Annotated in this window: 20 protein-coding genes and 1 riboswitch; of the genes, 12 read left to right on the forward strand and 8 right to left on the reverse strand. The window is 56.2% G+C overall.

Going from position 1 to position 20933, the window contains the following annotated elements:
- Positions 1 to 121 precede the first annotated feature (121 nt).
- The 3 genes from gyrB to dnaA form a co-directional block, all read right to left on the reverse strand.
- Positions 122 to 2704, reverse strand: coding sequence for a DNA topoisomerase (ATP-hydrolyzing) subunit B (gyrB, locus tag QEP11_RS08765; protein ID WP_284336254.1), 2583 nt, complete (start codon positions 2702 to 2704; stop codon positions 122 to 124).
- A 156-nt stretch (positions 2705 to 2860) separates the two neighbouring features.
- Entirely contained in the window at positions 2861 to 3982 is a 1122-nt protein-coding gene (dnaN, locus tag QEP11_RS08770; RefSeq protein ID WP_284336255.1) for a DNA polymerase III subunit beta, read from the reverse strand.
- Positions 3983 to 4111: 129 nt separating this feature from the next.
- Positions 4112 to 5518, reverse strand: coding sequence for a chromosomal replication initiator protein DnaA (gene dnaA / locus QEP11_RS08775; protein WP_284336256.1), 1407 nt, complete (start codon positions 5516 to 5518; stop codon positions 4112 to 4114).
- 346 nt (positions 5519 to 5864) lie between these two features.
- Between dnaA and rpmH the strand changes: the two genes are divergently transcribed.
- From rpmH to mnmE, 5 genes are all read left to right on the forward strand, one after another.
- On the forward strand, positions 5865 to 5999 hold the full coding sequence (gene rpmH, locus QEP11_RS08780) for a 50S ribosomal protein L34 (protein ID WP_042412105.1): 135 nt from the start codon (positions 5865 to 5867) through the stop codon (positions 5997 to 5999).
- 58 nt (positions 6000 to 6057) lie between these two features.
- Positions 6058 to 6582: a ribonuclease P protein component gene (locus QEP11_RS08785; RefSeq protein ID WP_284336257.1), complete on the forward strand. Its 525-nt coding sequence runs from the start codon at positions 6058 to 6060 to the stop codon at positions 6580 to 6582.
- 4 nt (positions 6583 to 6586) lie between these two features.
- The gene (gene yidD, locus QEP11_RS08790) at positions 6587 to 6859 is read left to right on the forward strand and encodes a membrane protein insertion efficiency factor YidD (RefSeq protein ID WP_284336258.1); all 273 of its coding nucleotides are present in this window, start codon (positions 6587 to 6589) and stop codon (positions 6857 to 6859) included.
- On the forward strand, positions 6856 to 8568 hold the full coding sequence (yidC, locus tag QEP11_RS08795; RefSeq protein WP_284336259.1) for a membrane protein insertase YidC: 1713 nt from the start codon (positions 6856 to 6858) through the stop codon (positions 8566 to 8568). Before yidD ends, yidC begins: the two co-directional genes overlap by 4 nt.
- 133 nt (positions 8569 to 8701) lie before the next feature.
- On the forward strand, positions 8702 to 10129 hold the full coding sequence (gene mnmE / locus QEP11_RS08800) for a tRNA uridine-5-carboxymethylaminomethyl(34) synthesis GTPase MnmE (RefSeq protein WP_284336260.1): 1428 nt from the start codon (positions 8702 to 8704) through the stop codon (positions 10127 to 10129).
- A gap of 25 nt (positions 10130 to 10154) precedes the next feature.
- On the opposite strand, the gene QEP11_RS08805 is transcribed toward mnmE, so the two are convergent.
- From QEP11_RS08805 to QEP11_RS08815, 3 genes are all read right to left on the reverse strand, one after another.
- A complete protein-coding gene (locus QEP11_RS08805) occupies positions 10155 to 12092 on the reverse strand; it encodes an esterase/lipase family protein (protein WP_284336261.1) in 1938 nt (645 codons plus the stop codon).
- A 110-nt stretch (positions 12093 to 12202) separates the two neighbouring features.
- Entirely contained in the window at positions 12203 to 13276 is a 1074-nt protein-coding gene (locus tag QEP11_RS08810) for an Lnb N-terminal periplasmic domain-containing protein (RefSeq protein WP_284336262.1), read from the reverse strand.
- 149 nt (positions 13277 to 13425) lie between these two features.
- Positions 13426 to 13983, reverse strand: coding sequence for an adenine phosphoribosyltransferase (locus QEP11_RS08815; protein WP_284336263.1), 558 nt, complete (start codon positions 13981 to 13983; stop codon positions 13426 to 13428).
- 314 nt (positions 13984 to 14297) lie between these two features.
- Between QEP11_RS08815 and QEP11_RS08820 the strand changes: the two genes are divergently transcribed.
- Genes QEP11_RS08820 through lptC form a run of 3 tightly spaced genes read left to right on the forward strand, consistent with a single transcriptional unit; the run spans position 14298 to position 16458 of the window.
- Entirely contained in the window at positions 14298 to 15299 is a 1002-nt protein-coding gene (locus QEP11_RS08820) for a KpsF/GutQ family sugar-phosphate isomerase (RefSeq protein WP_284336264.1), read from the forward strand.
- A complete protein-coding gene (locus QEP11_RS08825) occupies positions 15299 to 15859 on the forward strand; it encodes a KdsC family phosphatase (protein ID WP_284336265.1) in 561 nt (186 codons plus the stop codon). The genes QEP11_RS08820 and QEP11_RS08825 overlap by 1 nt, the downstream gene beginning before the upstream one ends.
- Entirely contained in the window at positions 15856 to 16458 is a 603-nt protein-coding gene (gene lptC, locus QEP11_RS08830) for an LPS export ABC transporter periplasmic protein LptC (RefSeq protein WP_284336266.1), read from the forward strand. Before QEP11_RS08825 ends, lptC begins: the two co-directional genes overlap by 4 nt.
- Positions 16459 to 16549: 91 nt before the next feature.
- On the opposite strand, the gene QEP11_RS08835 is transcribed toward lptC, so the two are convergent.
- Both QEP11_RS08835 and QEP11_RS08840 read right to left on the reverse strand, forming a co-directional pair.
- Complete coding sequence (locus QEP11_RS08835) at positions 16550 to 16978, reverse strand: RNA recognition motif domain-containing protein (protein WP_284336267.1); 429 nt, start codon at positions 16976 to 16978, stop codon at positions 16550 to 16552.
- A 224-nt stretch (positions 16979 to 17202) separates the two neighbouring features.
- Positions 17203 to 17547, reverse strand: coding sequence for an RNA recognition motif domain-containing protein (locus QEP11_RS08840; RefSeq protein ID WP_284336268.1), 345 nt, complete (start codon positions 17545 to 17547; stop codon positions 17203 to 17205).
- A 238-nt stretch (positions 17548 to 17785) separates the two neighbouring features.
- Positions 17786 to 17966, forward strand: a riboswitch (yybP-ykoY riboswitch).
- A 23-nt stretch (positions 17967 to 17989) separates the two neighbouring features.
- Between QEP11_RS08840 and QEP11_RS08850 the strand changes: the two genes are divergently transcribed.
- From QEP11_RS08850 to QEP11_RS19060, 4 genes are all read left to right on the forward strand, one after another.
- Entirely contained in the window at positions 17990 to 18568 is a 579-nt protein-coding gene (locus tag QEP11_RS08850) for a TMEM165/GDT1 family protein (RefSeq protein ID WP_284336270.1), read from the forward strand.
- 110 nt (positions 18569 to 18678) lie between these two features.
- The gene (gene metX, locus QEP11_RS08855) at positions 18679 to 19809 is read left to right on the forward strand and encodes a homoserine O-succinyltransferase MetX (RefSeq protein ID WP_284336271.1); all 1131 of its coding nucleotides are present in this window, start codon (positions 18679 to 18681) and stop codon (positions 19807 to 19809) included.
- A complete protein-coding gene (gene metW / locus QEP11_RS08860; protein WP_284336272.1) occupies positions 19806 to 20390 on the forward strand; it encodes a methionine biosynthesis protein MetW in 585 nt (194 codons plus the stop codon). Before metX ends, metW begins: the two co-directional genes overlap by 4 nt.
- Before the next feature lie 51 nt (positions 20391 to 20441).
- Positions 20442 to 20642 carry a hypothetical protein gene (locus QEP11_RS19060; protein ID WP_461782047.1) on the forward strand — a complete coding sequence of 67 codons (201 nt, stop codon included), beginning with the start codon at positions 20442 to 20444 and terminating at the stop codon, positions 20640 to 20642.
- Positions 20643 to 20933 lie beyond the last annotated feature (291 nt).

A 20933-nucleotide genomic window follows, 5' to 3' on the forward strand; every position in this document is an offset into this window, starting at 1 on the left:
GACCAACACATGGCTCAAATAAAAAAGCCGCTTAAAGCGGCTTTTTTTATTCCCTGAAGGCAAGCTTTAGGTGAAAGGGCTGGAACTTATGGTTCCCAGGATTTCGGTCACCTACAAGCAATCAAACGTCGATGTTGCCTGCACGCAATGCGTTGTCTTCAATGAAGTTGCGGCGGGGTTCGACTTCGTCGCCCATCAGCATGGTGAACACGCGGTCGGCTTCGATGGCGTCGCCAATTTGCACTTGCAGCAGGCTGCGCACATTGGGGTCCATGGTGGTTTCCCACAGTTGCTCGGGGTTCATTTCACCCAGACCCTTGTAGCGCTGGCGGCCCGTGGTGCGCTCGGCTTCAGAGATCAGCCAGCGCATGGCCTGGCGGAAATCTTGAACCTTTTCAGTCTTGGCTTTTTCGCCTTCGCCACGGGTGACCTTGGCTCCTTCGTTCAGCAGGCCGGCAAAGCTGTCTGCTTCAGCAGACAGGGCTGCGTAGTCCTGGCTGCGCACAAAGTCTTGCGTAAGGATGGAGCTCTTGATGTTGCCGTGGTGGTGGCGGCTGATGCGCAGGATGGGGTTTTCGGTGAGGGGGTCGATTTCTGCGGTCACCGCTGCTGGCACACCGGTGGTGGTCAGCTCGCGCAGCTTGGCTTCCAGAACGGGGGCACAGGCCTGAGCGTCTTCCAGCGTGTCCAGCTTGATCTTCACGCCATCGGCAATGGCGCGCAGGGCTTCCTGGTCCAGGAAGTTGGACAGGCGCTCGATCACGGTTTCTGCGGCCAGATGCATGTCCGCCAGCTTCGATAGTTCCTCTCCGTCGATGGTGCGGGCTGCAGCGCCGCCAGTGTTGACCGACGCGTTGTTCAAGGCAATCTTGAGCAGATATTTGTTCAGCGCAGGGCCGTCCTTCAGATACAGCTCTTCCTTGCCGTTTTTCACCTTGTAAAGCGGTGGTTGGGCAATGTAGATGTGGCCGCGTTCCACCAGCTCAGGCATCTGGCGGTAGAAGAAGGTCAGCAGCAGCGTACGGATGTGGGCACCGTCCACGTCCGCGTCGGTCATGATGATGATGCGGTGGTAGCGCAGCTTGTCTGGGTTGTAGTCGTCCGAGTTGCTCTTGCCGGAGTCGGCACTGACCTTGCCGATGCCAGTGCCCAGTGCGGTGATCAGGGTGATGATTTCCTGGCTGGACAGCAGCTTTTCGTAGCGGGCTTTTTCCACGTTCAGGATCTTGCCGCGCAGCGGCAGAATGGCCTGGAACTTGCGGTCGCGGCCCTGCTTGGCAGAGCCTCCGGCGGAGTCACCCTCGACAATGTAGATTTCGCACAGCGCAGGGTCTTTTTCCTGGCAGTCGGCCAGCTTTCCGGGCAGGCCCATGCCATCAAGCACACCCTTGCGGCGTGTCATTTCACGGGCCTTGCGCGCAGCTTCGCGGGCGCGTGCGGCTTCAATGATCTTTCCGCACAGGATCTTGGCGTCGTTGGGGTTTTCTTCCAGGTAGTCGGTCAGTGTCTTGGCGACGATGTCTTCCACCGGGGCACGCACTTCGGAGCTGACCAGTTTGTCCTTGGTCTGGCTGGAGAACTTGGGCTCAGGCACCTTCACGCTCAGCACGGCGCACAGGCCTTCGCGCATGTCGTCGCCCGAGACTTCCACCTTGGCTTTTTTGGCCAGTTCGTGGTCAGCGATGTATTTGCCGATCACGCGTGTCATGGCAGCGCGCAGGCCGGTCAGGTGGGTGCCTCCGTCACGCTGCGGAATGTTGTTGGTGAAGCACAGCACTTGCTCGTTGTAGCCATCGTTCCACTGCATGGCCACTTCCACACCGATTTCAGTGCCAGGAATACCCCCATAAGTGTCCGCAGGACGCGAGCCTGTAGCGTAGAACGAAGTTGGGTGCAGCACCTTTTTGTTGGCGTTGATAAAGCCCACAAAGCCTTTTACGCCGCCAGCACCGGAGAAGTCGTCTTCCTTGCCGTCGCGCTCGTCTTTCAGGCGGATGCGCACACCATTGTTCAGGAAGGACAGCTCACGCAGGCGCTTGGCCAGGATTTCGTAGCGGAATTCGAAGTTTTCCTTGAAGATTTCCTGGTCCGGCAGAAAGTGCACCTTGGTGCCGCGCTTGTCGGTATCTCCGATCACGCGCATGGGCGAAGTTTCAGCGCCATCCACCACTTCAATCAGGCGGTTTTGCACAAAGCCGCGCGAGAAGTCGATCTCATGCACCTTGCCATCGCGGCGCACAGTCAGCTTCAGCCAGATGGACAGCGCATTCACGCAGGACACACCCACGCCGTGCAAACCGCCCGAAACCTTGTAGCTGTTCTGGTTGAACTTGCCGCCGGCGTGCAGCTCTGTCAGGGCAATTTCAGCAGCCGAGCGCTTGGGCTCGTGCTTGTCATCCATCTTCACGCCGGTGGGAATGCCGCGGCCGTTGTCGATGACGGACAGCGATCCATCGGAATGGATGGTGACCAGAATGTCATCACAGTGGCCTGCCAGCGCCTCGTCGATGGAGTTGTCCACCACTTCGAACACCAGGTGGTGCAAGCCGGTGCCATCGGACGTGTCGCCGATGTACATGCCGGGACGCTTGCGCACGGCCTCCAGGCCTTCCAGGATCTGGATGGCACCTTCACCATAGCCGCTGTCTGCGGGAATGCCTGCTGGCGCTACGGTCTGGTTTTCTGGCTTGTTCTCGTCGGTCATGAAGTTGCCTTACTGCTGCAATTACAGGAGCGTTTTGCGCTTGTATTGCCTAGGAAATACCAATAAATCGTTTTTAAAAGAATAGCTGGCAAGCGCCAGCTGCTCCCTTTTTATGAATGGACAGGCTAACACGCCTGCTCCACAGAACGCTTTAACTTAAATGCGCATGGGCATGACAACGTACTTGAAGTTGTCGTTGCCGGGGATGGTGACCAGTGCTGAGCTGTTGCTGTCGGCCAGGTCCACTTTGACCATGTCTTGCGACATGTTGGACAGCACATCCAGCAGATAGGTCACGTTGAAGCCGATGTCGATGTTGTCGCCACCGTAGTCGATGTCGAGTTCGTCCACGGCTTCTTCCTGGTCAGCGTTGTTCGACGCCACGCGCAGGGTTCCGGGCTCGATCGTCAGACGCACGCCCTTGAACTTGTCGCTGGTCATGATGGCGGTGCGCTGCAGCGAAGCCAGCAGCGGTGCGCGACCCAGTGTCACGGAGTTGTGGTGGTTGCGTGGAATGACGCGGTTGTAGTCAGGGAACTTGCCCTCGACCAGCTTGGTCACGAACTCCATACCACCAAAGGTGAACCTGGCCTGGTTGTTGGCAAACTGCATTTCGATGCGCGGCGAGTTCTCACCCCCCACATCGCTGAGCAGGCGCTGCAGCTCCAGCACGGTCTTGCGCGGCAGAATCACTTCTTGCTTTTCACCCACGTCCACGTCCAGTTCAGCGCTGGCAAATGCCAGACGGTGGCCGTCAGTGGCTACCAGGCTCAGTGTGTTGCCTTCAGCGACGAACAAGATACCGTTCAGGTAGTAGCGGATGTCTTGTACGGCCATGGCAAACGAGACCTGACCCATCAAATCCTTGAGCACCTTCTGGGGCACGCTGAATGCGGGGCCGAAATTGGCCGCCTCCTGCACCAGAGGGAAGTCTTCCGCTGGAAGGGTTTGCATGGTGAAGCGGCTTTTGCCACCCTTGAGGATCATCTTGGACTGCTGAGACTCCAGTGCCACGGTCTGGTCGCCGGGCATGGTCTTCAAGATGTCAATCAGCTTGCGTGCGCCGATGGTGGTGGAAAAATCACCGGTATCACCGCCGAGTTCGGCCGTGGTGCGGATCTGGATTTCCAGATCGCTGGTGGTGAATTGCAAGGCGTTGCCGGTCTTTTTGATCAGCACGTTCGCCAAAATGGGCAGGGTGTGGCGGCGCTCAACGATGCCGGACACCGATTGCAGGACCGCGAGAACTTTGTCTTGTGTGGCTTTCAGGACGATCATGTCAACCTCTGAGTTTCAGGATGCGGGTCTCTTTCAGATTGAGTGGTGGCACATCCATTGCGCCCCCTCTTACCACTCAAACCCCCTCATTTTGCCCGGTAGGCCCGGACTGGAAGAGGGAAAATTCCATCAGCCTTTGAGCGTTTGCTCCAGCACATGTAATTGCTGGTTCAATTCGGTCAGTTGTTGGCGTTCCGCCGCAATTTTGCGCACGGCGTGCAACACCGTGGTGTGATCGCGACCACCAAAAAGTTCGCCAATCTCGGGCAAGCTCTTTTGAGTCAGCTCCTTGGCCAGGTACATGGCGATCTGGCGCGGACGGGCAATCGACGCAGGGCGTTTCTTGCTGTACATGTCTGCAACCTTGATCTTGTAGTAGTCGGCCACGGTTTTCTGGATGTTCTCCACGCTGATCTGCCGGTTTTGAATGCTCAGCAGATCACGCAGCGCTTCTCGCGCCAGCTGGATGGAGACTTCCTTTTGATTGAAGCGCGAGTACGCCAGAATCTTGCGCAGCGCACCTTCCAGCTCACGCACGTTGGAGCGCACATTCTTGGCCACAAAGAAGGCAACTTCTTCAGGCATCTCAGCATTCTCGGCACGGGCCTTGTTGATCAAGATGGCCACGCGCATCTCCAGCTCGGGAGGTTCGATAGCCACCGTCAGGCCCGAGTCAAAACGCGAAACCAGACGCTCGTGAATATTGCTCAGACCCTTGGGGTAGGTGTCCGATGTCATCACGATGTGGCTCTTTTTGGCCAGCAAGGCTTCAAATGCGTTAAAGAACTCTTCCTGTGTGCGGTCTTTGTTGGCAAAGAACTGAACGTCATCGATCAACAAAAGATCGAGTGAGTGGTAGCGTTCCTTGAACTCGTCAAAAGTTCGGCGCTGATAGGCTTTGACCACATCTGAAACAAACTGTTCAGCATGGATGTAGAGAACTTTGGCGTCTGGCTTGTCTTTGAGCAACTGGTTGCCCACGGCATGCACCAGGTGGGTTTTACCCAGACCCACGCCGCCATAGATAAACAGCGGGTTGTAGAGGTGCCCTGGCGAGCCTGCAACGTGCATGGCCGCAGAGCGCGCCATGCGGTTGGCGGTACCTTCAACCAGCGTCTCGAAAGTCAGCGCCGAGTTCAAGCGATTGCGAAATGCGGGCGCAGACGACTCCTCCGAGGCTACGCTCGCTGGCAGCAAGGTAGGTGCTTCAGCGGGTGTGCTACGTTCCGCCTGATAAGGTCGAACGTAAGTGCGCACAACGCTTTCGCGCTGAGCGAGTGCTAACTCCAGTGTGACGGGTTGACCGTACAGATCTTCCAGCAGACCCGAAATGCGGGCTGCGTACTGGGCACGTATCCAATCGAGCTTGAAGCGGTTGGCCACGTACACCGTCACCTTGGAGAAGTCCTCGGCCACAACGGCGGTCAAAGGCTTGATCCAGGTGTTGAACTGTTGTTCGGGCAGGTCCTGACTGAGCTGCTCAACGCAAGCTAGCCATAGGCCCAGGCCTGCGTCGTTGGTGGGTTCCTCTGTCATTTCAATGGGAGCGCTTTTTGTGGATAGGAGGAACGGTTTCGGGGCTGTGATTGTAGCTTTTCAAACAGTTATCCACAAACCTGTGACTGTTTTCCATCGCGGTCTTGTGGGACGTGTATTTTGGACCATGTTTAGAGGGTCATTGCAAGAGCGCGCTAACACTGAGATAATTTCGGGTTTCCCTGAATGTGTTCAGGGTGATAAGCCCCGCGCGAAGCTTTTATTTGCGGCTACTTGCTTTAGGCAAGCGCCATTTGCAGGCATGCTTGGCCGGGGAAATTTGGGCAGCGTGCACTCATGAGGAGTGCATGGGCCAGTAAAAACTGAACCTTCTCAAGGAACGAACATGAAGCGTACATACCAACCCTCCAAGACCAAGCGCGCTCGCACCCACGGTTTCCTGGTGCGCATGAAGACCAAGGGCGGCCGCGCCGTCATCAATGCTCGCCGCGCCAAGGGTCGCAAGCGTCTGGCCGTCTAAGGCTTCGCTTGGCCGACTGCCTGACACCATTCCCTGCCATTAGCCAGGGCTTGCTGTGATGCAACGGCTGCTAACGCGCCCCCAATTTCAGGCGACCATGTCCGGGGGAACCATTTCCCGGACGCCGCACTTTGCTCTGCATCGTTTGGTGCTGGGCGCTGCGGATGTTGCCAAGGACGCTGAGCCAACAGGGCCCGGTGCGACGCTCGCAGAGCAAGCACCGCAGGCCCTGTTTGTCGTGCCTGGTTGTAAGGTGCCTCAGGTATGGCTGGGCCCTTTGGTGCCCAAGCGCTGGGCCAAGCGTTCGGTGACACGCCACACCATCAAGCGGCAAATTTATGCCGTGGCCAGTGAGTTTGACGCCCAGTTGCAAGCCTTGCCGCCTGCAGCATATGTGGTGCGTTTGCGCGCTGGGTTTGACCGCAAACAGTTCATCAGTGCCACGTCCGAGCCGCTCAAGCGTGCTGTGCGGGCAGAACTGTTACAACTCTTGGCCCACGCTACGCGGCGCAAGAGTCCCAAGCCTGAGGCTGCTGCCCAGGCACAGCCGCCTACAGAGGCAGCTGTAGAAGGCGCGGGATAAACCCATGATGAAAGCCTTGCTCATGGCCCTGGTGCGTGGCTATCGTCTGACATTGAGCCCCTGGTTGGGCTCGGCTTGCCGTTTTGAACCGACGTGTTCGGCCTACTCTTTGAAGGCCCTGGAACAGCACGGTGCTGCGGCGGGCACGTATTTGACACTGCGGCGACTGGTACGCTGTCACCCGTGGTGTGATGGCGGGCATGATCCAGTGCCTGACAAAGCGCCCAAGCTGTTTACCGGTTTGACCTCCTCTTCCTCACCAAAGAAGTCTTCATGAACGACATTCGCCGCACCATTTTGTGGGTGATATTTGGCTTTTCCATGGTTTTGCTGTGGGACCAATGGCAAATCCACAATGGCAAACAAGCCACGTTCTTCCCATCGGCCCCGAAAACGGTGGCTACAGCGCCTGCTGAAAACAAGCCTGCCGATGTGCCGGACGCTCTGACCACGCCTGCGACAACAGCGTCGGCCAGCGATGTTCCTGGCGCGGCGGAAGCTGCGCCAGTGGCCCGAGAAAAAGTGGTGGTCACCACCGATGTGCTGCGCCTGACTTTTGACGGTCAGGGTGGTGCTTTGGTGCACGCCGAATTGCTGAAATATGGCTCAGACGCTGACAAGTCCAAGCCTTTTGTGCTGTTTGACGAAAGCGCTGAGCGTGTATACATGGCACAAACCGGCTTGATTGGAGGCAACTTCCCCAATCACAAGACGGTAATGAACATCTTGCCTGGCGAGCGTGAACTCAAAGATGGCAGCAACGAACTGCAAGTGCGCTTTGAGTCGCCTGAACAAGACGGCGTGAAGCTGGTCAAGACCTTTACCCTGAAGCGTGGTGCCTATGACATCGGCGTCAAGCACGAAGTGGTGAATACCGGTGCAGCGGCCGTGACGCCTCAGCTGTATCTGCAGTTGCTGCGTGATGGCAATGCATTGGATGGAGGCAACGCTTTCTACTCCACATTCACCGGTCCAGCGATCTACACCGACACTGCCAAGTATCAAAAGGTCGAGTTCAAGAACATCGACAAGGACAAGGCTGAATTTGAAAAGTCGGCCACCTCTGGCTATGTGGCCATGGTGCAGCATTACTTTGCTTCAGCCTGGTTGCTGGGCGATGGCGTGCAGCGTGACAACTTTGCGCGCAAGGTGGGCGACAACCTGTACGCAGCTGGCATGATCACTCCTGTGGGCACCTTGCAACCCGGCGAAACCAAGGCACTGGAATCACGCCTGTTCGCCGGCCCTCAACTGGAAAAGACACTGGAGGCACTGGCTCCGGGCCTGGAGCTGGTAAAGGACTATGGCTGGCTGACCATTCTGGCCAAGCCGCTGTACTGGTTGCTGGACAAGATCCACGGCATTTTGGGCAACTGGGGCTGGTCCATCGTAGGTCTGGTGCTGTTCCTGAAGATTCTGTTTTACTGGTTGAATGCCAAGGCCTATGCCTCGATGGCCAAGATGAAGGCCATCAACCCCAAAATCATGGAAATGCGCGCGCGCCTGAAGGACAACCCTCAGCAGATGCAGCAAGAGATGATGCGTATCTATCGTGAAGAGAAGGTCAACCCCATGGGCGGTTGCTTCCCCATCATGATTCAGATTCCGGTGTTCATCGCCTTGTACTGGGTGCTGCTGTCGTCGGTGGAAATCCGTCACGCACCATGGATTCTGTGGATCACCGACTTGTCGGCCAAGGACCCCTTGTTCATCTTGCCTCTGTTGATGACACTGTCTTCGCTGCTGCAGACAGCGCTCAATCCTGTGCCTCCAGATCCGATGCAAGCCAAGATGATGTGGTTCATGCCTTTGATCTTCAGCGTCATGTTCTTCATGTTCCCTGCGGGTCTGGTGTTGTACTGGCTGACCAACAACATCTTGTCGATTGCACAGCAGTGGGTCATCAACACCCGCATGGGCGTTCCACCCCAGTTCAATCTGCCTAACTTCAAGTCGGCGCCTGCAGACGCCAACAAGAAGAAGTAAGCCAAAGCTTGGCTTGAACCCATCAAAGGCCGCGCAAGCGGCCTTTGATGTTTTCTTGGCCCTGTTGTTTAAACGCTTTTGTGTGCTTGCTCATGGCTATCATGGCGAGCTACCAACCCAAGGATGTGAAGCCATGCTCGCGCGTCAAACTGATCCCATCGTTGCCATTGCCACTGCCCCTGGACGCGGAGCGGTGGGCATTGTCCGTGTCTCGGGCAAAAGCATTGCGGGCTTTGTGCGTGACCTGCTGGGCAAGGACCTCAAGCCGCGCGAAGCCACGTATCTGCCTTTCAAGGACCGCAAAGGTGCGCCGATTGACCATGGGCTAGCTATTTATTTCCCTGGGCCGAACAGCTACACCGGTGAGGATGTGCTGGAACTTCAGGCCCACGGAGGACCCGTAGTGCTGCAACTGCTGCTGGCCCGTTGTCTGGAAGCTGCGCAGGAAGGTGCGGCTTTACCTAGCTTGCGGCTGGCTGAGCCAGGTGAGTTTACCCAGCGTGCTTTCATGAACGACAAGATCGACCTGGCCCAGGCCGAGGCGATTGCCGATCTGATTGATGCAAGCACGGAAGCAGCGGCACGCAGCGCCAGCCGCTCACTCTCCGGGGAGTTCTCGCGCGAAATCGGCGAATTGCGAGAAGCACTGGTGCACCTGCGCATGCTGGTGGAGGCGACGCTGGACTTCCCGGAGGAAGAGATCGACTTTTTGCAAAAAGCCGATGCTTATGGCCAGCTCGACAATTTGCGCGATCAACTCGGTCAAGTGCTGGCGCGCACCCAGCAAGGTGCACTGCTGCGCGAAGGCATCAAGGTGGTGATTGCGGGCCAGCCCAATGCAGGTAAAAGCTCGTTGCTCAATGCATTGGCGGGGGCGGAGCTGGCCATTGTCACACCGATTGCCGGCACCACACGCGACAAGGTGCAGCAAACCATCCAGATTGATGGCGTGCCACTGCACGTGATCGACACGGCAGGGTTGCGCGACAGCGATGATGAGGTGGAGCGCATTGGCATTGCGCGTGCCTGGGACGAAATTGCAGCCGCCGATGCCGTGTTGTTTCTGCACGATCTTTCGCGCATGAATGAGACCGGCTATGTGGCCGCAGATTTGGAAATTGCACAAACCCTGGCCGAGCGCATTGCACCCAGCATTCCGGTGATTGACCTGTGGAATAAGACGGACCTGGCGGCAGCGGACGCCAATATGCAGCCGCTGGCACCTTTGGTGGGTCGAAAGGGGGGCGAAGCGAGTCTGAGTCTGTCCGCCCGCACGGGCGAAGGGTTGGATGCAGTGCGCCAGCGTTTGCTGCAAGTGGCCGGCTGGCAGTCTGCAGCAGAGGGTTTGTACATTGCCCGTGCACGCCACGTGGAAGCGCTGCAGGCCGTAGGTGCGCACCTGGATGAGGCGCATGATCAGCTGAATGTGCCCGGGCCAGCGCTGGACATCCTGGCCGAAGAATTGCGTCTGGCGCAGACGGCACTCAACAGCATCACGGGAGAATTCACGTCGGATGATTTGCTGGGTGTGATCTTCTCAAGCTTCTGTATCGGCAAATAAGCCCTTAAAAAAGAGCGCGAGGCGCTTATTTTTTTTGATTCTGTGGCAGCAACTGATTGTGCAGAATGCGGCGGATTTCGACGATGGCACGCGGATGTTCTTGCACGCTATGGCTGAAAGGCACGATCAATTCTGAGGCCGCGCCCTCCAGATGTGCACTGCGGTAGGGGACAATGCCATCGCTGCTATCCAGAAGCGGTTCACGGGGGGTGTTGTTGCCGATGATGGAGTGGTAGCGAACTTGCGGCGAGATGGGCAGCTGCGCAGCCAAACGCACATAGTTATCGTCATCGCTGAGGTTGTCGATGCTGTTGGGAATGCGCAGCAAGGAGGATTTGCCAATACGCGGTGAAGCATGGGCTAGCGTGCGGGTGAGGTCACCAAACTGCTCTACCATGGAAAACGGCAAGGTGATCAGGTTGGAGACCCAGCGTGCAATCCGATTGTTGGCAAAGTCGGTGCCACGATGTGGTGCTGCGATGAAAATGGCGCTGCTGACCTGAGGAATGGGCTCAAACTCGAGTAGACGCTCCAACTTTCTGCTCAGGGTGCTGCTGTCCCCATCTCCTTGAAGGTCGTAGGCCTCTGCCATGGCGGCCAGCATCCTGCCTTCCGAGCTGCTGACCATCAAACGTGCCAGTACACCTCCCATGCTGTGACCAATCAAGGTGATGTCCTTGGAAGCGCGTGCACTGCCCTGAGGATCAAAATGCTGCAGTGTGCGTTGCAAGGCTTGGCGAATCGCAAAGTTGTTCAGACCCAGCGGTGCGTTGGTGGGGTAGTAAACCTGCCAGACCTGATAATTGCGACGCAGGTTTTCATCACCCAGCACCTCGTTGGCGACGTTGATCCATGCCTCGGGGCTGCTGGCAAGACCGTGCAACATGACGATGATGCGCCGATCAGGGTCATACGGCTGCATCAGGTAGATGGTGGGTTTGATGATGCCGTTGCTCAGACCCACAAGGGTGCGCAGTGCTTGCGTAGAAAAACCCGAGCGTGCCAGCCACAAGCCATAGCCGGAAGAAAAATTCCCTGCCAGGGGGACGCTGGCCTGCCCCAGCTCGATGGTGCGGAAGCGATACGGATCCAGTGCTTGCAGTTCAACATTTTTGGTGGACAGCACTTCCTGCATGGTGTTGCCGCCGAAGCGTAACACCACGGTTACAGCGGGAAAGAGTGATTCCTGGTAAGGCGCAACGGGTGGCCCTTCTAACGAGCCGACCTGGGGCACTGCTGTTTCCTGGTCTTCATCACCTTGGAACACGGCGACCAGTTCTGCGCCGAAGCCATCGCGTCGATACTGGTTGCGCAAGCCTGAAAAACGCAAGGCACTGGCAGGCACGAGTTCATAGGGAATAGCTTTGTTCGCAGGTAGCCACACGCGTGAAAAATCATTGTGCAGCTGCCACTGCCCAAGGGTCTGTGGGTTGTCCAGAGGGGCATCTTTGCGCAAAGAGAACAAACCTGTTACGGCTTGTTGTACGGCAAAGTTGTAATAGTCACGCACTTGGAGCTGGCGTTGCTCAAAAGCGCGTTCACCGGGGCTGCGCTCGGTGAAGAACAGGTATGCCCAGGCGTGGCGTGCAGCTTCCATCCAGGCCTGAATTTCGGCTTCGGTGCGTGTGCTAGGCAAAGAGTGGGATTTTTGGATACTGCGGGCTTGCAAAATCCACAGCTCTGCCAAAGATGACATGCGTTGTTCGTTGTACAACCCTGTGGCATTGGCCAGTGTGTAGTGGCACATTGGTACATCTGCCAGACAGACTTTGAGGTCCAAATCCAGTACGCGCAATGCTTCTTGGGTGAAGGCACTGGGTTCTCCAGACGTCAGTACATCGCTGCGGCGATCCGCAAGGTAGCTGGCCGAATCGGTGGTGCGGACAGTCACACCTGCGCACCCGGTGAGCGTGGCGGCAATCAACAGAGAAAAAATCCAGCGGGGCAACGAAAACAGCGTCATAGGCGGCGAGTGTAGGTTGGCGCCAGCGAGTGTGCACACGTCCTGTGCGTATCTTGGGCTGTGTGTATGCTGATTGCAAAGGTAGGATGGCAACCCGAGCGTGTGAGCCTTTACATCCCGCTGCGAATGTGGCGCGAGAAATCTGCGCTGGCCTCAGCATCATCCAGGCCTTCCGGAGAGCGCCAGCCTTGCGCGCGTCGGGTGATATCGCCACGTGTGCGCAGCAACTCCAGCGGCTGCATGTCGTACAGCCCGCCAGCGTCACGCAGATATTCTGGCAGGTAGCCAGAGGCCAGCAAGCGCCAGTCAATGGGGAGCTCTTTGCCTATGTGTCGCGCCAGTTGCCACACAATCGTTGTGCAGTTGGCGGTGAGCGTGTGATAGAAACGCGGCGCAAAAGCCAGCTGACTGGCTTGGTGCGCATAGGCCATGAACAGTGCACGCATGCTTTCCTGGGGGAGCTGCACGCGGTACATGTGTACCTGTTCACCACGGACATTGGTGCGCACTGCCAGGATGTCACGTTCATCCGCTGCTACCAGAGCCATTTCATATTGTTTGAAAAAGCCAGCCAGGGCATCGAATTGCTCGTGTCTTTCTTTGCGAATTTCGATGGAGAACACCACATGTTGTCCGTTGCGAAAACCGAAGGACACCAAAGTGTGGGCAATTGCAGGTCCCATCCAGTACGACAGCGCAACATCGACGGTTTCGAGTTGCGACAGGTCGTAGCTGCGATTTTCCCAGTTGGGTGTGAAGTCGGTGTCGCTGCGCCAGTTGAAATTGCGTACGTTGTGTAGATGTACCACGTCAGCGTGGTCAGGATCGGTTTCAATGGCGACCATGCGGGATACATCGTCTGCCCAATCGCGTTCCGCTTGAGGCTTGATGGAACTCCACCACAGCAGCAGCGGCAGCATCAGCAGCAGACCTCCAACCCAGACTGCAAGCATGCGTTGCTGTAGCGCAGCATAGCCCAGAACAATTAGCCACGCAAAACCCCAGACCATGGTCAGCGCATCAGCAATGTTGTGCTCCTGGGGCACTTGAGCACGGAGCGCCATGCCGCCCCAAGCTGCGCACACAAGCGCCAGCAATGTCACCAGCACCCAGTTCAGCCCTCTCAACCAAGGCTGCCACGCAGGAGTGACAGGCATGAGGTGATTGCGGACAAAGACAGGCATGGGATGTGCTGCAAAAAGTGTAAATAGATGCAGTGTGCCGTGACGGAGTGCCTGCTGATGTGTCTGTGTGTATCTGTTGCGTGCCGTCCAATGTTGGCAAGCGTTAAATGCTGACAACTAGCAGCATCATGGGTGGAGGAATTGCCGATTTAGTGCCCAGCAAAGTCCACCAGGGTAAACAGTGGTAGCTTGCCGGTTTCCTGCAGCAATTTGGATCCTCCCAGCTCGGGCAGATCTACGATGGCGGCACCTTCCATCACGGTGGCTCCCAGTTTTTCCAGCAGTTTTTTCCCGGCCATCATGGTGCCGCCTGTAGCGATCAGGTCATCAATCAAAAGAACCTTGTCGCCAGGTTTGACGGCGTCAGTGTGCAATTCCACGGTGGCACTGCCGTATTCCAGTTCGTAAGTCTCTTCCACGGTGGTGAAGGGCAGCTTACCCTTTTTGCGGATAGGCACAAAGCCCACGTTCAGTTCATAGGCGATCACTGCACCCAGGATAAAGCCGCGAGCATCCAGGCCCGCAACCACATCGGGGCGCATGTCGGGATCCATGTAGCGATGCACGAAAGCATCAATCAGAATGCGGAAGACTTTGGGATCTTGCAGCAAAGGTGTGATGTCACGGAATTGCACGCCTGGTGCGGGCCAGTCCGAAACGGTGCGGATGTGCTGGCGAAGATAGTCATTGACGCTGGTGGTGTACATGGAGAGGTATTGTTGGTGGGGCGCTGCGTATGCGTGCAGCCAGGTGCAGCATGAGCAATCAGTAGGAGAAGCCACTGCGTGCCAGCGCTGTATCGGCGTTACAAGCGCCGCAGAGCAAGTGAATGGGCAAAAGTGTAATGAGTACCGGGTTTTTACGCACATGCATGGGTGAGCAATGCAGCAGTGCCTGTTGTTTTCAGGGGGCGGGCTGCGCTGCGTCATGGCCTGTCGTTGCAAACACGCATTTCTTTCAATTTTTGTGTGGGTGTCCGCGCTGCCTGCAGAGGTCTTGCATGCGTCGATAAAATTGATACATGAATATCCCCACGCACACTGCACCTGTCTTGAATGCTTCGCAGGCGCTGGCCATGGCCCGCGAAACCTTGGCTATTGAAATTCAATCCCTGCAAGCTTTGGCGCAGCGATTGGACGACCGCTTTGTCCAAGTGGCGCAAGCCATGCTGGTCACGCCTGGTCGAATCGTGGTGATGGGCATGGGCAAAAGTGGCCACATTGGCCGCAAGATTGCAGCAACGCTGGCATCGACAGGAACGCCTGCCTTTTTTGTGCACCCCGGAGAGGCCAGTCATGGTGATTTGGGAATGGTGACAAGCAATGACTTGGTACTGGCAATCTCCAACAGCGGCGAGAGCAATGAGCTGACTTCCTTGCTGCCTGCACTCAAGCGTCAGGGCGTGCGCATCGCAGGTATGACTGGCGGTTTGAAGTCCAGTTTGGCCAAGCATTCGGACTGGGTACTCGATACCAGTGTCGAGCGTGAAGCCTGTCCTTTGAACTTGGCACCTACGGCCAGTACCACTGTGCAACTGGCATTGGGCGATGCATTGGCAACCGCACTCTTGGATGCGCGCGGCTTCAAAGCCGAGGACTTTGCCTTGTCGCACCCCGGTGGTTCGCTAGGCCGTAAGCTGCTAACACACGTGCGCGATGTAATGCGCGCCGGAGATGATGTGCCGCGTGTATTTGCTGAGGACGGCTTTGACCGCTTGATGCGAGAGATCAGTGCCAAAAACATGGGGGCCAGTGCTGTGGTGGATGCGCAAAACCATGTGGTTGGCATTTTTACCGATGGTGATTTGCGCCGCCGTATTGAAGACGGAACGGATTTGCGCCACGCAAAGGCGGCAGACTTGATGCACAAAAATCCGCGCACCATATCTGAAGATGCTTTGGCAGTGGCTGCTGCGCAGTTGATGGAGCAGCACGGAATCACTTCTGTACTGGTTGTAGATGCGCAGTCCCGTTTGGTCGGCATGGTGCACATCCGAGACTTGATGGTTGCCAAGGTGATTTGATGCCCAAGCCGTATACCTCACCTGCAATGTACTATGAACCCGAGCTGCTGCTGAAGGCCCAAAGCATTCGTGTTGTTTTTTTTGATGTGGACGGAGTACTGACAGATGGTGGCCTGCATTTCACCGAGCAAGGCGAAACCATCAAGCGCTTCAACACGCTGGATGGACATGGCATCAAACTGTTGCAAAAAGCAGATATTGCGCCAGCTGTAGTGACAGGGCGTGATTCAGCACCACTTCGGCTGCGCTTGGCGCAACTGGGCGTTCAGCATGTGGTGTATGGCACGGAGGACAAAGTACCTGCTGCGCAGCGGATTCTCAACAGCCTGGGACTGAATTGGAATCAGGCTGCCATGATGGGCGATGACTGGCCGGACCTTCCTGTCATGCGGCGGTGTGCATTGGCGTGTGCCCCCATTAATGCCCATCCAGAAAACCTCGCAATTGCAGACTTCGTGACCACGGTGGCGGGTGGACAAGGCGCCGTGCGTCAGTTATGTGATTTGCTTTTGGTGGCCAGCGGGCGTTATCGGGGCATGTTGGAGACTTATCAACAATGAAAAAATCTTTGCAGAGGGCCTGGGAGCAGGCGTCCATCTATCTGCCGGTGTTACTCATGGCAATGTTGGCCATGGGGACGTGGTGGCTGGTACGCAATGCACCCAAACCGCTGCAAAGCCATGTGGAAAAAGTGGTATCCGAAGAGCCTGACTATGTGATGGAAAACTTCGCGGTGCATCAGTTTGATCGCACCGGTCGCTTGCAAAGCGTCATGACCGGCGAAGAAGCACGTCACATGCCCCAAACAGACACCATGGAAGTGGATGCAGTGCGCACACGTAGCATTGCACCGAATGGCATGGTTACCACTTCATCGGGGCACAGGGGCATCAGCAACTCTGATTCTTCGGAGGTGCAACTGGTGGGTAATGCAGAGGTGGTTCGCGAGTTTCCAGGGAAACCACAGCAGACATCGCGCTATAACGGTGATTTTTTGCATGCATGGACCAATGAAGAGCGAATGGAATCCCACCTGCCTGTGGTTTTAACGCGTGGTAATAATCAGTTTAAAGGGGATAGCATGAAATATGACAACCTGTCACAGATCGTGCAACTCAATGGGCGTGTTAAGGGAGTTATTTATCCTGCGCACAAATGAGGTGGGAGTAATTCCATGTTTTACGTAGGAATAATCTGATATCACTAATAAAAAAGGCCCGAGAGGGCCTTTTTTATTGTTTGCTCCACCATTAATAATCGTTGCGAGAGCGGTTGCCTGAGTTATTACCAGCCTCAAAGCCCGGATTGTTGCGATTGCGCGGACCGGTTCCATAAGGGCTACGAAACCCGCCTTCGTTACGCCCTGCATAGCCATTGTTGTGGGGCTGTGAGAAGTTGCCACCGTAGCCGCCAGAGCGTGGCGGGCGAGGTTCCATAGGACGTGCTTCATTCACCACAAGGCTTCTTCCTCCCAGCGGCTGACCATTCATGCCTTGTATGGCTGCGCTGGCCTCGCTATCGGCCGCCATTTCCACAAAGCCAAAGCCTTTGGAGCGCCCGGTATCCCGCTCCATCATGACTTTGGCGCTGACTACGGTTCCAAACTGCGTAAATGCCTGTTGCAAATCATGATCGCGCACACCATAAGGCAAATTACCAACGTACAACTTACTTCCCATGACAACTCCTCAGCCAACAAAACAATGGGGCGCGGTTGAAAAAAGCACCGACACATTGAAAATCTTTGATGATGGTTATTGATTAACCTGGAGAAATATTATTGAAGCAGTTCATGGGAAATGACAACCTTTTGGTGATAGAAAAAATGCAATGAAAATAAAAAAGGAACCCGAAGGTTCCTTTTTTGAGGCTAAGCGCTAAGTATTAACGCTAGGCAAAGAGCTTAGTAGCTGTTACGGCCACCGCCGAAGCCGCCACCGCCGAAGCCACCGCCGTTGCCACGGCCACCACCGAAGCCACCGCTACGGGGAGGGCGGGGTTCCATGGGACGTGCTTCGTTGACGACCAGGTCACGGCCACCGTAGTTTTGGCCATGCAGGCCTTGAATAGCAGCTTGTGCTTCGGCATCGCTGCCCATTTCCACAAAGCCGAAGCCCTTGGAGCGACCAGTGTCGCGCTCCATCATGACTTTTGCGCTTTGCACAGCGCCGAATTCGGAGAACGCCTGCTCGAGGTCGTTGTCGCGGAAAGCGTATGGCAGGTTGCCTACGTACAGTTTGTTGCCCATGGTGGACTCCTAGAAAAAGACTTGAAACGCGATGGAGCCCTAACCGAAAGCCAACTTGACGTGACCTACCTTAGAGACGCAAACGCACTTGCTCATGTGCTATCGCAATCGTGAGCGAGATCATTATGAGGCAAGCGCTCATGCAGACAATGGGGTTTCTGTCAAATTTGTGCTCCTATACAACAGCCTACTCGGGCTTACCCGAGCTTTGTCAAAGCAATAGCCATGGCAAATCGCTACAATAGCGGCGTCCTTGGGGAGTAGTCCGTTTGGCGTGCAATGCGCCAAAAGCATGTATCAACAGACTTGGCGTGTACAGCGCTATGGTGCATGCGGCTTGACAGAGCTGGGCAAGACCATTGACTGCAACCGCTCCCATGGCTGGCGCGGTGGTGGTCAATGCGCGCGCGTGCCAGCCTAAACATAACAACTTCTCTCTCACATGGAAGCCTTCCTAGTCTCTACGGGCATTGTTGCTCTGGCAGAAATGGGCGACAAGACGCAGTTGCTCGCTCTCATTTTGGCGGCCCGTTTTCGCAAGCCCTGGCCTATTGTTCTCGGTATTTTCGCGGCGACAATTATCAACCATGGTTTGGCGGGCGCGGTTGGTGCTTGGGTGCAGACCGTCGTAGGCCCAGATGCCTTGCGCTGGATCCTGGGCTTGTCGTTCATTGCCATGGCGATCTGGATGTTGATACCGGACAAGGTCGATGACGATGGCCTGGAAGGTCACTCGCGATGGGGCGTGTTTGGCACCACCGTGGTCGCTTTCTTCCTGGCTGAGATGGGGGACAAAACCCAGATTGCCACGGTCATGCTGGCTGCACAGTTCAGCGCCTATCTGTGGGTGGTCGTGGGCACTACGCTGGGCATGATGCTGGCGAATGCGCCTGTGGTGTGGCTGGGTGACAAGCTGGTCAAAAAGGTGCCGATTCGGATCGTGCACATCATTTCTGCCTGCATCTTCCTGGTGCTCGGAATAGTGGCACTGTTTTCCAAACAGGTTCCAGGTTTGGCATAATGAAACGCATGCGCTGATTTGCTTCTGCTTGCGGGCGCTTTACAAATTCTGCTAAAGACGAAACCGCATATCCAAACCCGGCCTCGTTTTTAGCGATGCCGGGTTTTTTTATGTCCTTCATCGCCACACCACAATCCATGCACTTCACGGATGCCTTGCCGCTGCAAAGTGGCAAAAGCATTCGTGACTACACACTCGCTTTTGAAACTTATGGACAGCTCAACGCTGACAGGTCCAACGCCATCCTCGTTTGCCATGCGCTGAACGCCTCCCACCACGTGGCAGGGGTGTATGAAGGCCAAGCGAAAAGCGAAGGCTGGTGGGACAACATGATCGGCCCCGGTAAATCGGTGGATACGAACAAGTTTTTTGTCATTGGCGTGAATAACCTGGGATCGTGCTTTGGCTCAACCGGCCCCATGCACACCAATCCCGATACAGGCGAGGTGTACGGCTCCAGTTTCCCGGTGCTGACGGTGGAGGACTGGGTCAATGCCCAGGCGCGATTGTTGGATCAGTTGGGCATCCAGCAACTGGCTGCGGTGTTGGGAGGCAGTCTGGGTGGCATGCAGGCGCTGAGCTGGACGCTGCAGTATCCCGAGCGCATGCGACATGCCGTGGTGGTCGCCAGCGCCCCGAATCTGAACGCGGAGAACATCGCGTTTAATGAAGTGGCACGACGCGCCATCGTGACCGACCCGGATTTTTATGGTGGGGACTTCTATGCCCATGGCGTGGTTCCCAAGCGTGGTCTGCGCATTGCACGCATGATTGGTCACATCACGTACTTGAGTGACGACGTCATGAACCAGAAGTTTGGCCGGGAGCTGCGCGAAGGGCCGAACATCAAGTTCACCACGCAGGATATCGAGTTTCAGATCGAAAGCTATCTGCGCTATCAGGGTGACAAATTCAGTGGCTATTTCGATGCCAATACCTATTTGCTGATCACCCGTGCGCTGGACTATTTCGATCCTGCCAAAAAATACGGTGGCAGCTTGAAAGCGGCGCTGGCCCAGAGCCAGGCCAAATTTTTTCTGGTGAGTTTTACGACTGACTGGCGTTTTGCGCCCAGCCGCAGCCGCGAAATCGTGCAGGCCCTGCTGCAAAACGGCAGAGATGTGAGCTATGCCGAGATCGACGCCCCCCATGGGCACGATGCGTTTTTGCTGGATGACCCCCGCTATCTGAGCGCCATGCGCGCTTACTTTGAAGGTATTGCCAAGGAGACCGCAGCATGAGCGCCACCCCTACGATGCAAGCATTGGCCCAATTGGTGCCCCAAGGTGCCCGCGTGCTGGATTTGGGCTGTGGTGACGGCAGCATGCTGGAGTTTCTGCAGCGCGAGCGCGGGTGCAGCGGCTACGGCGTGGAAATTGATGATGCCAATGTACTGGCATGTGTGAAGCGGGGCATCAATGTGTTGCAGCTGAATCTGGATGAAGGCTTGGCCATTTTCGAGGACAACAGCTTTGATATGGTGCTGCAGATCAACACGCTGCAGCACTTGCGCAATGCCGAGGTCATGCTGCGTGAAACTGCGCGCGTAGGCCGTATGAGTGTGGTGAGCTTCCCCAATTTTGCGCACTGGCCCAATCGTTTTTCAGTGCTGCGAGGTCGCATGCCGGTGACGCGTCATCTTCCGTATCAGTGGTACGACACTCCCAATATCCGTGTGGGGACGTTCAAGGACTTCGAGGTTCTGGCCAACAAAAATCGCCTCAATGTGGTGGATGCGTTTGGCTTGAAGGAAGGAAAGATCATCCGGACTTTGCCCAATCTGCGTGCAAGTACGTCGGTTTTTTGTCTCGAGCGCGGTTAAGGCCCGCGCGGGCGTGACAGTCAGAGGCAGTGAAGTTCTCATACTGCCTTCATGCCATGCTTTGCCGCCAACTTCTCTTTGATGTACGCTGAATTGCCATTTCTGGACCGCTTTGTTGCGGCTGCGCGGAACGGCTTTCAAGCTGTGGATAATCTGCTCCCTTATGCCTCTCCTGCGCTGGCTTTGGCAAAGGAACTGGAAGAAAATGGCTTGCAGCAAGTGCTGTTCAACGCACTGCCTGGGGAGTGCTGACAGCAAGAAATGGCGCAGTCGTGAGACAAGGGCATGCGCGGTACAGGCAGCTGCGGATGTGGGAGTCAATCTCATGATTGAACCCATCAAGCGGTGCGGCATGCCGGGTTACTACCTGAAGACTCAGGATCTGTGCACAACGTGGTGCAAATGGCGGCAGCGCCCAATTTGAAGGTGCAAATGGATCTGTACCTCTGCCAGATCACCGAAGGTGATGTGAGCACCAAGCTGCGCCAGTAGCTATCAACAAGGACTGTGTGCACATCCAGATTGCAGCCGTGCCCAGCGGCA

The organism is Comamonas halotolerans (assembly GCF_030162935.1).
Lineage (GTDB): Bacteria > Pseudomonadota > Gammaproteobacteria > Burkholderiales > Burkholderiaceae_C > Comamonas > Comamonas halotolerans.

Bases quoted from the DNA above. Each gene is read 5' to 3' on its own strand.
- mnmE (WP_284336260.1), top strand. From the start codon at position 8,702: ATGCTCGCGCGTCAAACTGATCCCATCGTTGCCATTGCCACTGCCCCT.
- QEP11_RS08840 (WP_284336268.1), bottom strand. From the start codon at position 17,547: ATGGGCAACAAACTGTACGTAGGCAACCTGCCATACGCTTTCCGCGAC.
- metW (WP_284336272.1), top strand. From the start codon at position 19,806: ATGAGCGCCACCCCTACGATGCAAGCATTGGCCCAATTGGTGCCCCAA.
- yidD (WP_284336258.1), top strand. From the start codon at position 6,587: ATGATGAAAGCCTTGCTCATGGCCCTGGTGCGTGGCTATCGTCTGACA.
- dnaN (WP_284336255.1), bottom strand. From the start codon at position 3,982: ATGATCGTCCTGAAAGCCACACAAGACAAAGTTCTCGCGGTCCTGCAA.
- QEP11_RS08850 (WP_284336270.1), top strand. From the start codon at position 17,990: ATGGAAGCCTTCCTAGTCTCTACGGGCATTGTTGCTCTGGCAGAAATG.
- metX (WP_284336271.1), top strand. From the start codon at position 18,679: ATGTCCTTCATCGCCACACCACAATCCATGCACTTCACGGATGCCTTG.
- QEP11_RS08825 (WP_284336265.1), top strand. From the start codon at position 15,299: ATGCCCAAGCCGTATACCTCACCTGCAATGTACTATGAACCCGAGCTG.
- yidC (WP_284336259.1), top strand. From the start codon at position 6,856: ATGAACGACATTCGCCGCACCATTTTGTGGGTGATATTTGGCTTTTCC.
- QEP11_RS19060 (WP_461782047.1), top strand. From the start codon at position 20,442: ATGCCATGCTTTGCCGCCAACTTCTCTTTGATGTACGCTGAATTGCCA.
- QEP11_RS08815 (WP_284336263.1), bottom strand. From the start codon at position 13,983: ATGTACACCACCAGCGTCAATGACTATCTTCGCCAGCACATCCGCACC.
- lptC (WP_284336266.1), top strand. From the start codon at position 15,856: ATGAAAAAATCTTTGCAGAGGGCCTGGGAGCAGGCGTCCATCTATCTG.
- rpmH (WP_042412105.1), top strand. From the start codon at position 5,865: ATGAAGCGTACATACCAACCCTCCAAGACCAAGCGCGCTCGCACCCAC.
- QEP11_RS08805 (WP_284336261.1), bottom strand. From the start codon at position 12,092: ATGACGCTGTTTTCGTTGCCCCGCTGGATTTTTTCTCTGTTGATTGCC.
- QEP11_RS08835 (WP_284336267.1), bottom strand. From the start codon at position 16,978: ATGGGAAGTAAGTTGTACGTTGGTAATTTGCCTTATGGTGTGCGCGAT.
- QEP11_RS08820 (WP_284336264.1), top strand. From the start codon at position 14,298: ATGAATATCCCCACGCACACTGCACCTGTCTTGAATGCTTCGCAGGCG.
- QEP11_RS08785 (WP_284336257.1), top strand. From the start codon at position 6,058: ATGCAACGGCTGCTAACGCGCCCCCAATTTCAGGCGACCATGTCCGGG.
- dnaA (WP_284336256.1), bottom strand. From the start codon at position 5,518: ATGACAGAGGAACCCACCAACGACGCAGGCCTGGGCCTATGGCTAGCT.
- gyrB (WP_284336254.1), bottom strand. From the start codon at position 2,704: ATGACCGACGAGAACAAGCCAGAAAACCAGACCGTAGCGCCAGCAGGC.
- QEP11_RS08810 (WP_284336262.1), bottom strand. From the start codon at position 13,276: ATGCCTGTCTTTGTCCGCAATCACCTCATGCCTGTCACTCCTGCGTGG.